The 13,428-nt window shown below is 35.2% G+C and carries 15 protein-coding genes, 1 pseudogene and 1 riboswitch; of the genes and pseudogenes, 6 read left to right on the forward strand and 10 right to left on the reverse strand.

Annotation, left to right across the window (positions count from 1 at the left end; genetic code table 11):
• Window positions 1-78: 78 nt before the first annotated feature.
• The gene (locus BN999_RS10460; RefSeq protein WP_096271314.1) at window positions 79-261 is read right to left on the reverse strand and encodes a hypothetical protein; all 183 of its coding nucleotides are present in this window, start codon (window positions 259-261) and stop codon (window positions 79-81) included.
• A 229-nt stretch (window positions 262-490) separates the two neighbouring features.
• On the opposite strand from BN999_RS10460, the gene BN999_RS10465 reads away from it, so the two are divergent.
• Together BN999_RS10465 and BN999_RS10470 are read left to right on the forward strand one after the other, a co-directional pair.
• A complete protein-coding gene (locus tag BN999_RS10465) occupies window positions 491-1,174 on the forward strand; it encodes an AbiTii domain-containing protein (RefSeq protein ID WP_096271315.1) in 684 nt (227 codons plus the stop codon).
• The gene (locus BN999_RS10470; RefSeq protein WP_096271316.1) at window positions 1,171-1,380 is read left to right on the forward strand and encodes a hypothetical protein; all 210 of its coding nucleotides are present in this window, start codon (window positions 1,171-1,173) and stop codon (window positions 1,378-1,380) included. The genes BN999_RS10465 and BN999_RS10470 overlap by 4 nt, the downstream gene beginning before the upstream one ends.
• Before the next feature lie 63 nt (window positions 1,381-1,443).
• On the opposite strand, the gene BN999_RS10475 is transcribed toward BN999_RS10470, so the two are convergent.
• On the reverse strand, window positions 1,444-2,472 hold the full coding sequence (locus BN999_RS10475) for a hypothetical protein (RefSeq protein WP_096271317.1): 1,029 nt from the start codon (window positions 2,470-2,472) through the stop codon (window positions 1,444-1,446).
• 659 nt (window positions 2,473-3,131) lie between these two features.
• On the opposite strand from BN999_RS10475, the gene BN999_RS10480 reads away from it, so the two are divergent.
• Window positions 3,132-3,827 carry a DUF559 domain-containing protein gene (locus BN999_RS10480; RefSeq protein ID WP_096271318.1) on the forward strand — a complete coding sequence of 232 codons (696 nt, stop codon included), beginning with the start codon at window positions 3,132-3,134 and terminating at the stop codon, window positions 3,825-3,827.
• The gene (locus BN999_RS10485; RefSeq protein WP_096271319.1) at window positions 3,817-4,803 is read left to right on the forward strand and encodes a virulence RhuM family protein; all 987 of its coding nucleotides are present in this window, start codon (window positions 3,817-3,819) and stop codon (window positions 4,801-4,803) included. Before BN999_RS10480 ends, BN999_RS10485 begins: the two co-directional genes overlap by 11 nt.
• Window positions 4,804-5,064: 261 nt before the next feature.
• Here the strand turns inward: BN999_RS10485 and BN999_RS10490 are convergent, their stop codons facing one another.
• Complete coding sequence (locus tag BN999_RS10490) at window positions 5,065-5,583, reverse strand: DJ-1/PfpI family protein (protein ID WP_096271320.1); 519 nt, start codon at window positions 5,581-5,583, stop codon at window positions 5,065-5,067.
• Window positions 5,584-5,718: 135 nt separating this feature from the next.
• Here BN999_RS10490 and BN999_RS10495 point away from each other — a divergent pair, with 135 nt between their 5' ends.
• A complete protein-coding gene (locus BN999_RS10495) occupies window positions 5,719-6,099 on the forward strand; it encodes a winged helix-turn-helix transcriptional regulator (RefSeq protein ID WP_096271321.1) in 381 nt (126 codons plus the stop codon).
• A 398-nt stretch (window positions 6,100-6,497) separates the two neighbouring features.
• On the opposite strand, the gene BN999_RS10500 is transcribed toward BN999_RS10495, so the two are convergent.
• From BN999_RS10500 to BN999_RS10525, 6 genes are all read right to left on the reverse strand, one after another.
• Window positions 6,498-7,628: a nitric oxide synthase oxygenase gene (locus BN999_RS10500; RefSeq protein ID WP_096271322.1), complete on the reverse strand. Its 1,131-nt coding sequence runs from the start codon at window positions 7,626-7,628 to the stop codon at window positions 6,498-6,500.
• Window positions 7,629-7,905: 277 nt separating this feature from the next.
• Window positions 7,906-8,496 carry a YkoF family thiamine/hydroxymethylpyrimidine-binding protein gene (locus BN999_RS10505; RefSeq protein WP_096271323.1) on the reverse strand — a complete coding sequence of 197 codons (591 nt, stop codon included), beginning with the start codon at window positions 8,494-8,496 and terminating at the stop codon, window positions 7,906-7,908.
• Window positions 8,497-8,558: 62 nt separating this feature from the next.
• Window positions 8,559-9,284: an ABC transporter ATP-binding protein gene (locus BN999_RS10510; protein ID WP_096271324.1), complete on the reverse strand. Its 726-nt coding sequence runs from the start codon at window positions 9,282-9,284 to the stop codon at window positions 8,559-8,561.
• The gene (locus tag BN999_RS10515) at window positions 9,285-10,052 is read right to left on the reverse strand and encodes an ABC transporter permease (protein ID WP_096271325.1); all 768 of its coding nucleotides are present in this window, start codon (window positions 10,050-10,052) and stop codon (window positions 9,285-9,287) included.
• A complete protein-coding gene (locus tag BN999_RS10520) occupies window positions 10,049-10,336 on the reverse strand; it encodes a thiamine-binding protein (protein WP_096271326.1) in 288 nt (95 codons plus the stop codon). The genes BN999_RS10515 and BN999_RS10520 overlap by 4 nt, the downstream gene beginning before the upstream one ends.
• A gap of 33 nt (window positions 10,337-10,369) precedes the next feature.
• Window positions 10,370-11,374 (reverse strand): ABC transporter substrate-binding protein, encoded by a 1,005-nt coding sequence (locus tag BN999_RS10525; protein WP_096271327.1) that lies wholly within the window; start codon window positions 11,372-11,374, stop codon window positions 10,370-10,372.
• 138 nt (window positions 11,375-11,512) lie between these two features.
• Window positions 11,513-11,622: riboswitch (TPP riboswitch) on the reverse strand.
• 204 nt (window positions 11,623-11,826) lie between these two features.
• Here BN999_RS10525 and BN999_RS10530 point away from each other — a divergent pair.
• Window positions 11,827-12,201: pseudogene (locus BN999_RS10530) on the forward strand (nucleotide excision repair endonuclease).
• Between the two features lie 179 nt (window positions 12,202-12,380).
• Here BN999_RS10530 and BN999_RS10535 read toward each other — a convergent pair.
• Complete coding sequence (locus tag BN999_RS10535; RefSeq protein WP_096271328.1) at window positions 12,381-12,854, reverse strand: PAS domain-containing protein; 474 nt, start codon at window positions 12,852-12,854, stop codon at window positions 12,381-12,383.
• Window positions 12,855-13,428: the final 574 nt, after the last annotated feature.

The raw sequence follows: 13,428 nt of genomic DNA on the forward strand, positions 1-13,428 counted from the left end.
TATGTTAATGTTCAACGATTTTTGGATTTTTGTAAGGTAGTATTTTTAAGTAATCATAAAAGTGATAACTGTATTAAATTAACAATTGATTTCTAAATAACTATAACGCATAGAGTTATAAAAGAAGGCATTGATAAAATTTGCTTTATCAGTGCCTTCCTTTCTTCTTAAATCTACGCTGATAGCATCTGTTGGTGTTAAGTCAGAATCGTGTTCATTATGGAGTGTCAGTTCGACACCGACTCCCGGTATTTTGACCAAAGTCTTTCTCCATCTATGAGCTGCGAATGACCTGAGTCCATTCTCAATTTCATACACCTTTTCATAGGCTTCTTTTTATTAAGTCCAGATCTTCATTTACAATCATAGACATTTTTCGCCTCCTTTCTTAATAATATTTGCTAATTTTATAGAAAACCTTTCTTTTTGAGAAATATTAAAATAATTGTTGTACAATAGGATTAAGATAATTCGGAAAAGGGTTGATTAAATGGCCAGAAGTCAATTGCTAAAGGATTTAGTTGGTGGAAGAGATAGCATTGAAAATATACTACTGAGGTTGAAGGTAATCCTCTCTGATCTAGATAATGAATTAATAATAAATTGGATAGACGGAGAGTTACAAGGCTATACAAAAGAGGAAGTTCCTAGTTACAGAGTTCTAAAAGGGGAACTTATGGGAACGTATCTTTTAAACTATCAATTTAAGTACACCAATGCTCCTGTTCCAGTTGAACATGTATTGGACGAAGAGAGAGTTAATCAACTTAAAACAATAACTATAACGGATAGCATAACAGCACTACAAAACGTTCTAAATGACAAAAATAAAGATAATTACGGCAAAATCATACCAACTGCACTATGCCATCATATATCGACTGATGAATTCCAAATTGCTGGTATGAGATCAATTGTTGCTTCAAACCATCTTGACGGGATAGTGTCCAAAGTGAAGTCTAAACTAGTTGATATTGTAATAGAACTGGAGAAACAATTTGATAACTTGGACGAAATGGATATAAAATCACAAGTTGAAGAAGACTATTCGAAGAAAGAACAAGTTGTCCTAAATATAGAAAAAATTATTTATGACGGCTCGATTAAGGTGGGAGATAAAAATAAATTTAGTAAGTCAAAACTCGGTCACTTATTTGGGGGTAAAAAGAGTTGAAAATAACCATTGGAGATAAAAATAAAATTAAGAATTCCTCAATTGGACATCACTTTGGTTTAAAAGACCAGTTATCAGCAAAAAAGAATTTCGCAGAAAGACACCCTATTTTTATTTCCTTCATAGTTTCACTTCTAGTTGGCATTATTTTACTTTTTTCTTTTTGGGATAGAGTGATAAAATGGGTAGAAGGGTTCTTAAATTAAGGAATAAAGGGAGAACTATTGAGGTTCCCCCTTTAATCGGTTAGCCTAATGAGCCACTATAAATCAACAAAAATCATCATCATGTGTAAGTAGCTCCTCGACATTTTCAGAAACCACTCGTAATCGTAAATCCATATTTCTCAAATACTCTTCTATTCCTTCATTGCTTTCACTAGCAAGTTCTTGATAATCCTCATAGGTGAGCATTTTACCATCTAGTTCTTGGATTAATCGTTCCAATACTTGGAGATTGTTAACTAAGTTGTACTCTGAATTGATACTATCGGAAAGCCTTTCCCCATAGACCCTTTCTAACCTCTGGACCTGAGAATTTGCTCTATTATGTATTTTTGTTATTTCTCTGTTCAATTGTCTTTTTGTTTTTTCATACTTCTTAAAATTCTCTTTGTATTCTCTTTTAAGTCTACTGATAAAGTTATTAAATTGTTTTGATTGGTCTAGATTGAGTTCAAGATTTTTGCTAGTCCAACCATCTATATCGTTCAGAAATTCTGCTAAATCAAAGATGTGTACATTCATAAATTTGGTTTTTAATTTTCTGGATTGTATATAGTTTCTAACACGATCATCCCATTCTGATTTCAATTCACTTTGCTGATCTATGAATGAGTTCTCAAGACTCTCATATTTGTTAGTGAAATGAAAACCTTCAAGTTTAATTATTGGTTTAAGTTCCTTTTTACCGGTTCTTCCAGTTAAACCTTGAGTCATGAAAATGAATGAGTGCAAACGCCTATCGCTTCTTTCCTTTTCTTTATATACACTAGCCAATTCTCTTAAATTAACGTATTGCTCTTTTCTCCTATAAAACATGTTTTGAGTTGTGGTTGAAATACTAGTAATATAGATATTTACTAAAAAAAGAAGCAATGCATAACCAATACTGATCAAAAAAGTTAGTAAGTCTGTATTTAACAAAGATATTTTTTCCGCAGTATTAACGTTAGTGTCGGCATTAATATTCTTAGAATATAAAAAAAGAACAATGCTGCCAACTGTGAAAAGTAATACAATGATAGAGGAAAGCCATTTATAAATATATTCTTGAATTGTAAAAATTCTAAATTTCACTTTCTCAGCTCCTATGCATTTACTATTACATAGTTAAATTATACCATTACTAAATTTAATTTTTTTATAATAGTATCTAATTGTTCTGTAAGATAGTATTTTATTGATAAATTTGCAAAATGATAGAAAACTAGTATTTATACATTAGAAAAATCATTAGTAGAGGTGTTTCAAGGTATAAGTATTCAAATTATAAAGGAACTAGTGAATATGTATGGGAATTTATATATAAAAATAACTGGCGGAACTATAGATGAAATTAAATAGGGGTGGTTATTTTTTGCTCGTAGATAGATAATTTGAGTATATTATACAAGCTAGGTTGCTGGATTGGTTTATAGAAAAACTTTTAAAATTTGGGATTAATATTATAGGCATTGGTATTTTACCAATGCCTGCTTTTTGCCTCTTAAATAACCACGGTGAACCGTATCACAAATAGTGGTAAAGCAGAGAGTGGAAGTTGAATTAAGCAAAACCGTATTAGAACAAATTAATAAATTAACAGCCCCTAAGGATTTTATAACAAGTCTGAAGGGGTTTTATATTTGTCTTAGAAAAAGTTATAACAGGGGAATGAATGTTCTGTTTTTGTTAAACTATTCGATGATTAATGGTATAATAGTACATAGAAGAACGTAGAAAAGGAAGGTAGAGCAATGTTAAATAACATAAAAACTTTGATCTATCAACCAGAGGGCAGGGATACATCAGTAGAAGTTAAAATAGCAGATGAAACAGTTTGGATGACACAGAAGGCAATTGCAGAGTTATTCCAAAAGGGTGTTAATACTATTAATGAACATATTAAAAATATACTTAATAGCCTGGAAAAAGGAAATTGTTTAAAATACTATACGGTAGAAAAACATGAAGGCCCTAGAAAAGTAAAAAGGAAGATTTTACATTATAATCTAGATGTTATTTTTAATATTGCTATTAGGGGACAGTATTTTGAGGAATTTAATAAACTGATGAATTTTGAAAATGAAAATGGTGCATGTAAGGAGTTCATAGTATTTATACCTATTAAAGAGCAGCAATTTGGCAAAATGTTGGAGAGCACATTAGATGGTATTGTTAATATTTATACGCATTTCAAAGTTGGAAAATATATTGTTGACTTTTACTTACCAGAGGTTGGATTAGTAATTGAATATGATGAAAACCATCATAAAAAGCAAATTGATGAAGACACAAAACGCCAAAAGTTTATTGAGGGAAGATTAGGTGTTGAATTTATAAGGGTTAATGAAGATGAGGAGTTTAATGGTCTTAATCGTATTATTAAGTTTTTAATGAAGAAAAGTGAGTTAAATAATACAAATATAAGGGGTGAACAGAGTGCAAAATGAAACTAATATACTAATCTATCAAACAGAAGAAGGAAATACAAAAATAGATGTTATATTAGAAAATGAAACAGTTTGGATGACACAAAAGGCAATTGCGGAATTATATCAATCGACTAAGCAGAATATAAGCCTCCATATAAAAAATATCTTTGAAGAGAAGGAATTAGATGAGGATTCAGTTGTCAAGTTTTACTTGACAACTGCAAGGGATGGTAAAAAGTATAAGACGAAACACTACAATCTTGAAATGATTCTCGCAATCGGCTACCGTGTTCGTTCCCACCGAGGTACACAATTCCGTCAGTGGGCAACAGAACGACTAAATGAATATCTAGTTAAGGGATTTACAATGGATGATGATCGTCTGAAAGAAATGCGTAACTTTGGGGAAGATTATTTCGATGAATTATTGGAACGAATTAGAGATATTCGCGCCTCAGAGAAAAGATTCTATCACAAAATTACTGATATTTACGCTACATCTGTAGATTATGATCCTAAAGCAGAAGTAACACAGGAATTCTTTGCAACGGTTCAAAACAAGTTACATTTTGCAATCCATGGTAAGACGGCCGCTGAACTCATATCAGATAGAGCAGATGCGGAGAAAAAAAACATGGGACTTACTTCATGGAAAGGTGATAAAGTACGCAAACGAGATGTGACGATTGCAAAGAATTACTTAAATGAAAAAGAAATAAGGGCACTTAATCGTATTGTTACTAGGTATTTAGACTATGCAGAAGATCAAGCGGAAAGAAAAAGACCTATGCATATGAAAGACTGGAAAATAAGACTTGATGCTTTCTTGGAATTTGATGAACGTGAAATCCTCCAAGATGCTGGAAAGGTAGAAAAGGCTGTAGCGGATAAAATAGCCATTGAGGAGTATGAGAAATATAACCAACGTCGCATTGTTCAAAATACCTCTGATGATTTTGATAAATTTATTGAGAATAATAATTTGAAGAAATAATTTTGTGGTTACAGTTAGTTATAGACTCATCGCTTACGTGGTAGTTTCTACGGGAGCGATGATTTTTAAATGGTGGTAATATAAATCTTACCACTAAAAATAGTGAACCGTATCACAAATAGTGGTAAAACAAAGAGTAGAAATTGTGCTTGAAAATCAGTGGTTAGATAAGTTATTTACTAACATAAAATAAGGAATAAGAGAAGATTAAACATTGAAAAAGCCTCCGGTATACACCAAAGGCTTATATCATCTTTTATGTTAGTTTATTGCATTAACTAGTGCTTTTCCAAATTCTTCGGCGCCATCTGGGCCGTCACCTGTAATAATGTCACTATGTGCAATAACATGTTTCTCGACATATTTTACATCATTTTCTTTCAGTTGGTCTTTTTGTACGTCAACAGGGTAGCAAGTTGCCTCTCTACCTTCAAGTAATCCGGTTTTCACAACAGTGACTGCACCAGCACAAATTCCGGTAACTAGAACATTATCTTTATATGCTTTCTTTAAATAGGTGGATAATTCCTTGTTTTCCCAAAGATGATCATTTGTGCCAGATCCGCCAATGACAGAAATAACGTCAAAGTCGGTTGCTTTAGTATCGGAGAAGACCTTTTCGGAAATTGCCTTACCTTCAAAGTCGCCAATAATTTCGCCAGTTTTTGTGCTTGCAATTGTTACTTCTATTCCTGCATTTTCAAGTGCCTCTTTCGGTTTAAATAATTCATCTTCATTAAATCTTTCGGGTGGTATAATTAAAAGTGCTTTTTTACTCATAATTGTTATTCCTCCTAAAATAGTTTATCTTTAACTCACATATTTATATTACAACCTGTTTGTAATTCTGAGAAGAATGCACTTTTTTGTAACAGAGTAACCTTAAAGTAACAATTGAAAGCGGAGGCCGAAGATATGTTGGATACACTTAGAGATGAAATTAAAGAGAAGATAATAAATGGTGATTACAACTGTGAAAAAGAACTTACTTTATCGATTATCAGTGGAAAGTGGAAAGTTGTGATTCTATGGCATTTAGGTGTTGAAGGTCCGCACCGCTTTAGTGAATTGCAAAGATTATTTCCTAAAATATCCCACAAAATTTTAACGAATCAATTAAAGGAATTGGTGGAAGACGGCATTGTACATCGAGAGATTTATCCAGAAGTTCCGCCTAGAGTTGAATACTCAATGACTGAGTTGGGAATGACGTTACTTCCAATTGTGGAAATGATGTATGATTGGGGAAAAAAACGAATAGAAGAAATCAAAAGAGAAATAGGGAAATCAAATTAAAAATGATAGAGTGTTTAATTGAAAAGGTATTGTGTATAAAGGAATTACTATTAAAAAGTGATGAGGTAAGAAACCAGAGGACTACTATGGTCTCCTTTTATTTATATGGAAATTAGGTATGAACATATATATTACCAGTGAATTTAGTTGAACCGTATCATAAGTAGATGAGGTTTATGGGAAAAGAGGGTTTCATCTAGTGTACCCGACAACCATGATTGGAGGAATTGAAACAGCTACCACCATTATATACCAAAGAACTTATAAAGAAGTGTTTCGCATGTTGTGAAACACTTCACATTCGATCCTTAGTCCAAACTTATGAAGTCATCAGATAATTAAAGGTAAATACAAATACCAAGTAAGACAACATTGTTAGATTCATAGGAAATTATAGTCTAACTGCCATTTCCCAATGTAGTCTGTGATTTAACATTAGAATTATATGCTTTTTTTTGATAAAAGTAATTAGGCGTGACAATGTCATTTTTATAGGGCTTGTGGTAAATGTGCGTTGTTGCCGAAGATAGTGGTGGAAGCAGCCATGCCCGATTACCTGTAACTGGGCGATTACTTTTCTTTTCATTTCTTTCAAAAGCTTTAAATTGCTTTGCTGCTGTATGGTGATCGACAATTGTGACACCAGCTTTTTCAAAAGAATACAGAACAGCAATATTTAACTCAACTAAAGCTTTATCAAGCCAAAGTGAACGATCAGATTTTGTGTTGAGTCCCATTATCGCAGCAATTTTAGGGAGCACGTTATATCGGTCTTCATCTGCTAGGTTTCTTGCACCTATCTCAGTACCCATATACCAACCGTTAAATGGTGCCATCGGATAATCAATACCCCCTATTTCTAATCGCATATCAGAAATAATCGGTACAGCATACCATTTTAAATTTAATGTTTTAAAAACTTCTAATTGAGGGTGTGTTATCTCAACTTCCCTTACAATGCCTTTAGGAATTTCAAAAAGTTTAGGTGACTGTCCCAACTCTTGAATGACTAAAGGGAGAAGGTCAAAGTTTGTTTGCTTTCCTTGCCATCCTAAACTTTTGCATACTTTGGTAAAAGCAATGGATGTTGAATCACCAATCACTTTACCATTGCTTTCATATCCAGCATAACGTAACAATTGATGATTCCAAATTCTCATTGGATCTTTTCCATCGAATCTAGGAGGGAAAATGGTAATCGTAGACTGTATATTCCCACCATTTGTAGCAAAGTTAATGTGATTAACAAGTATTTCATATGCATCCTCTGCTGTATGAATGTGACGTGCATCCATAATGTGTAATGTATCCCAAAGCAATCGACCAATGCACCGATTATTATTGCGCCAAGCCATTTTTGCTCCATGTGTTAATTCCATGCTTGTATGATGATACGTACCTGTACGATGTATTTCAGCTTTTATATCAGAAACTCTTTTAATTTGTTCTTCCTCAGAAATTCCAAGTTCAGTGTAGCATGTATGAATAAAATTAACAGCTTCTTTTATTAAGTAATCAGACTGCTTCATGATTATCAACTCCATATTTTTATACTAGCATAGCCGTTGAATGCAAGGGGCCTCTAAATATGGAGAAACTTTAACGATTGCTTAATGAGTAGTATCAAGTGACGAATCTTCAACTTCAAAATGTACTTAGATGAAGCATGATAATAGCCCCCATGCTTCATCTAAGGAATACCATGGGGACAGGAGACTTGGCCCAGATATGACCTGGTCCGGAGCTCCTGTCCCCAAGTCCCCAAAAGGTCAGCCTCTATATCTTAGTAGGGGACTGACCTTATTTTTAGTTATGTGATGGACTATTTGCTGAAATGGAGACGGTCATGACGTTATGACTGGATCCACCTTCCACCGTCGCATTAAATACTTTTTCTAAGCCATTGAATACTTGGATTGCTTCACCTTCTAATCGTGTTGCTAAGGGGGCGGAAGAAACGGTAACAAACGCCTTCATGGCTTCGATTTGTTGATAAATAAGATCCATGTAATTCCCACCACCTAAAGGGTAGAGAGAGAACTTCGCTGCAACATATTGTTTCGTGTCTTTTATCTTTTCATTATTTACTGGGATATCACCAACTTCAAGGTTAGCATCCTCGCAAGACCCTCCAGGACATCCACAGGAATAAGTTGCTTGAAATGCAACATGTTTCCCAGTCTTTGCCGCATGCATAAATAGCGCTTTTGTTACATCGAAAACATGAGCAGATGTCCCGCGTACACTAGTTGAAACATCATCAGTTTTCGACCAAACGTTTGATGTATCTACCTCTTCCAACGCCCCGAGAATGATGTCAATAAAATCATCACTCATCGGATGAATGGAAAAACTTGCACTTACGATATCATTTCTTCCACAAGATTGTTCTTGCATAAAAGTTCCTCCTCATTTTAATCGTTTCATAGATATCCATCCTAGGTCTCTTTCAGTCTTTTTTAAAATTGAATCACATCAATAATTTTCTTTTTCCATTGAAGAAATTCTTCGGATAGCAATAAATCGCCATCCCTTGGTCTTATAAATGGTACTTCGAATACGTCTTTAATTTCTGCAGGATTTACGGATAAGATAATAATTTTGTCGGATAAAAATAATGCCTCATCAATGCTATGTGTAATAAATAGAATTGATTGTTCGTAATCTTCCCATATGGACAAGAGCCACTTTTGCATGTCTGTTCGAGTAAACTCATCAAGAGCAGAGAATGGTTCATCGAGCAACATGAGGGATTGTGGACTTAACAAGGCACGGATGAAAGCGACCCGTTGTTTCATTCCACCAGATAACTCATGGGGATACGCATGAATAACATCCCCCAGCCCTGCTCTTTCTAACATGGCTTCAGCCAGTTCGTAATCCTTCTTTCCTTGTAATTCCTGTCCTAATAACACATTTTCTATAATCGTTCTCCAAGGGAAAAGGGAAGCCTGCTGTGGCATATAACTAATGAAGCCATGTTTATTTGTAATTTCTTCTCCGTTTAAGTATATTTCCCCAGCATCTGGTCCTAAAAGGCCTCCGATCAGATTAAACAGGGTGCTTTTTCCACTTCCAGAGGGACCGATTAAGGAAACAAACTCACCACTGGCCACATGAAGTGAAATTTCCTGGAGTACCTGTTTTTGTCCAAATGACTTACTCACATGACGTAATTCCAACATCTACACATTTTCCCCCTTCTGCTGCCAGCGAATGAAGAACTTCTCCAACAATAGAATCAGTCCATAAAAGGCTAAACTTATGACCATTGCAACAATAATGGCAACAAATACTCGTGATGTACGATAAGAAGAGGCAGCAAGCGTCATAAAGACCCCAATCCCTTTCTGTGCACCTAACCATTCGGATACGACTGCAGCCATGACGCTGTAAGTTCCTGCTATTTTTAATCCTGAAAATATCGAAGGAACAGCATGTGGCAATTCCAATTTCCAGAATAACTGAGCTTTATTAGCACCCATCATTTTCATATAGTGGACTAGCTCCCGATTCGTTTGGGTAAATCCCCCTAAGGCAGATACGGCAATCGGAAAGAAACATGCTAAGGTAATGATAATCAACTTAGGTAACGCATTGAATCCGAACCAAATGACAAGTAACGGAGCTAGAACAATGATCGGCATATTCTGAGATATAATGATAAAGGGAAAAAAGGTTTCTCGAACTCTTGGCATGAGATGTAATATCGTTGCCACTCCTAAACCAACTGTTGTCCCAATTAGAAAACCAGAAACAGATAACGTTACTGTTGACCCTAGATGGGGTAAAAAGGTTGGAATGACATTCCTAGCCTCCATCACAATATCAGAAGGGGATGGGAGTAACCATTCCTCAATGGAAAATAAACGTGTCGCTACTTCCCATAGCCCGATAAATAATAATATGGCAAGGAATGGTCTCCATACTTTTTTCAGTAAACTTGTTTTCATTGGTATTTCTCCACTAACTCATCCATTGTGATCCCATTTGGTCGATAAGCAATTTTCACTTGGGAGATTACACTTGGTACACCTAACTCTGCCATTTTTTCATTCATTTTCTGTACAATTTGTAGTAGTTCCGACAATTCTCCCTCCATAGTTGTTTCCAGTGGATGTACGCTGTATTTCACATTGGTAGACTCTATGACAGCAATTGCTTCGTCCACAAATGAATATAAATCTTGATCATCGACCTTGGGAATTATTTGAATACTTAACAAGGCATTTGCCATACAATCACTCCTACTTTTCTATCATCTATAAACCTACTTATCTGGCAAAAACTCATTCGTAAATGCCTGATCAACATCTACTGCTTCATCGATAATTTTATTTTCTAATAGAAAGTCAGCAAACTTCTGCCATCTGTCTTGTTCTTGAATACCAAATTGTTCTGCATCATCCTGGTACCGAGGGGATAGCCAATCTTGACTGCGTTTTACAAGGTCCGGATCAAGATCTGGTACCGCATTTATTAATATTTGAGCGGCTTCCTCTGGATGTTCAATTGCAAATTCATAGCCTTTTACTGCTGCATGTGTAAAAGCTTTTACCAATTCTGGATCGGCAGAAATCATTTCTTCACTTGTCGCAATAATTGGTGTGTAGAAATCAAGCTTGTCGGAAAAGTCAGCAAGGTACACCATGTTCAAATCGACACCTCTAAGTTCTGCTTCAATTCCAGTCCAACCGTAATAGACAAGTGAAAAGTCCACATCCCGCTCAACAGCAACAAAAAAGTCAGCATCCCCAGTTGTGATGAAATCAACTTCATCCACATTGGCATTGTCATTTGCCATTAATGTTGTCATCATCGCCTTTTCCAAGTCAGAACCGTAGGCACCAAACTTTTTACCTTCAAAATCTTTAGGCGATGTAATCCCTTTTTCTTTAGGCGAGGCATAACCAGCTGTATTATGTTGCAGCACGGCAGCGATGGAGACGAGTGGGAGGCCTTCCGAGCGCGCCTGTGTTAGCCCTTCTTGGTAACTAATCCCAAAGTCTGCTTTCTCTGCTGCTAGCAGTTGATTCACACGTACTTCTCCAGGTAGTAATATTTCAACATCAAGCCCTTGTTCTTTAAAATAGCCTTTTTCTTTTGCAACATAAATTCCAGTGTGGTTCGTATTCGGTGTCCAATCAAGTGCAAATTTTACAGGAGTTAGGACTGCATTATTATCCTTGTTAATTCCTTTGTTTTCGTTGCTTTGACCACAGCCTGCTATGAAAATGATACCTATTAACAAAATGATACTAATCAAGTGCTTCAAGTTAATACCCCCATTAGTTTTTCGCTATATGAGTAGGGTCCCATGAAAAAGATTGGCGGATCACAAGCTTGCTAAAATAAAAAGTGCGCTAAAGATTGGTTCTTTAGCGCACAGGAATGTATCTCATTTATGTAAAAATGATTCTAATGAAATGTTCCCTCCGCTGGTGCCAACCAGATCAGGTTCAAAGGGTCAGTATTTCAAGAATACAATCTCAGCTAGCATCACTAGCCCCCCCACATATAACGTATGAAATTTTTATTCTGCATTACAACACAAAGTATGCCACAGTTACGAGATGGTTGCAAATAATTATTACGAAGAGAGGAAATTAGGAAAAAATAATTACTTAGAAACAGAAGTAATAGTTATTTGATTACCAAGGAAGCAAGGACGTGAAATAACTGTTATATTGCATTTCTATCTATACAAAGAAGGGACGTATGTAAAACATGATAAATATTAGCATACCTAATCCAGAGTGTTACGATTACAGAACGGAAGCAAATTCTGAAGGATAATGAACCAGAAATCAAACCTATTTATGGATTTATTGACTTTCATCTAATACCAAGAGATAAAGGTGGCATTTTCCTATTCTATAATATAAATGATGAGCTTCTTTTTGTTGGAAAAGCACGGATACAACGCCAAAGAATCAAAAAACATTTTGAGGATAATGTTTCACCTATTAAAATGCACAGAGATGAATATATAAAATAGCTATTTGTTTAGTAGAAGATCCAATGGAAAGAGAAATTTATGAAACATATATCATGAATCAGCTTAAGTCGAAATACAACGTTGATAAAGTATTTTATAAATAAGTTTGAATATGAGTATTAAAAAAAGGGATAGTTCTCTTGCATTACAGTAGTACAGAGAACAGTCCCTTTGCTCCCAAAAAAAGAGCTCGAGCGTTAAATTGCGGGTGCCATATATACAGTAAAACACATTGGATTTAATTCCAATGTGTTTTTAGTAAATTCTCGATTGAGAAGGCTATTTATTTCGGTTTCACAGCAATAAATTCATCAATCGTTTCAGGGGTATGTTTCCCTTCTTTTCCTTGGAAAATATTAATATTAACGGTCACATCCATACACCCTAGATATTTCCCATTTTCATCACGTACGGCCATGAACTTTTGGTAAATTTGGCCCGCATCTTCACCAGATCGTCTTGGGAACCAAAATTCCCAATCGTCACGTGCGCCTGAACGGAAGTCACTTAACAACTTTTCAACATGGTGTGCTATTCTTGGGTGAAGTTCTAGCACATGACGACCAATCGCTTCTGTACGGCGGTGATGAACGCGGTCTGGATTATTAGAATACCAGCGGAAAATATCATCTGCATCACAGAAACCCATTTCAAATGGCAATAGATTAAGGATAGCATCTAGCGTACTTGCTTTAATGGCACCCGTTTCAAAATTAATTACTGCTTCTTGACTAATTAATTCGGATAGTTTGTTCATATTTATCAGTCTCCTTTAAGAGAATATAAAAAATATAATTGAGATAATTATCGTCTATATGGTGATTCATTATCTTAATTCCATGGTAACACTGTGATGTGATTCACAATGTGATATTGGTCACTTAAATGCTTTAATGCAAGATATTCGATAAAATCTCACAGAATGGTTACATTTTGTTCACAAGGATTCAATCATTCTATACAAATAGCTCTAGCCTTGCTTGTTTAGAATACGGGTTGGTTTTGGTGGAGACAGGATTATAGATTGTGTGAGAAGAATAATGGGAGAGTCTTTTGAGCAGTGCCAGGTAGGGAAGAATGGAGTTTAGAACTAGCTAAACGTTAACGGAGGATGGTGTAGAAGTCGTACTGGATAAATGAAATAGTACAGATGGTCAAACTTTAAATGTAATTTATAGAAGGGCATGGGTTAATATTCGAAATTAAAAAGAGGCTGGGACAAAAGAGTTTTAGTTGATTAAAATCCGAACGAACATGAAAAGCGCATAGACCCGCTCCGGAAATATACTACGCTTTTACTGTCAGCACAGGGGCGACATCTGTTCGAGAGT

This window comes from Paucisalibacillus globulus (assembly GCF_900184735.1).
GTDB lineage: Bacteria > Bacillota > Bacilli > Bacillales > Amphibacillaceae > Ornithinibacillus > Ornithinibacillus globulus_B.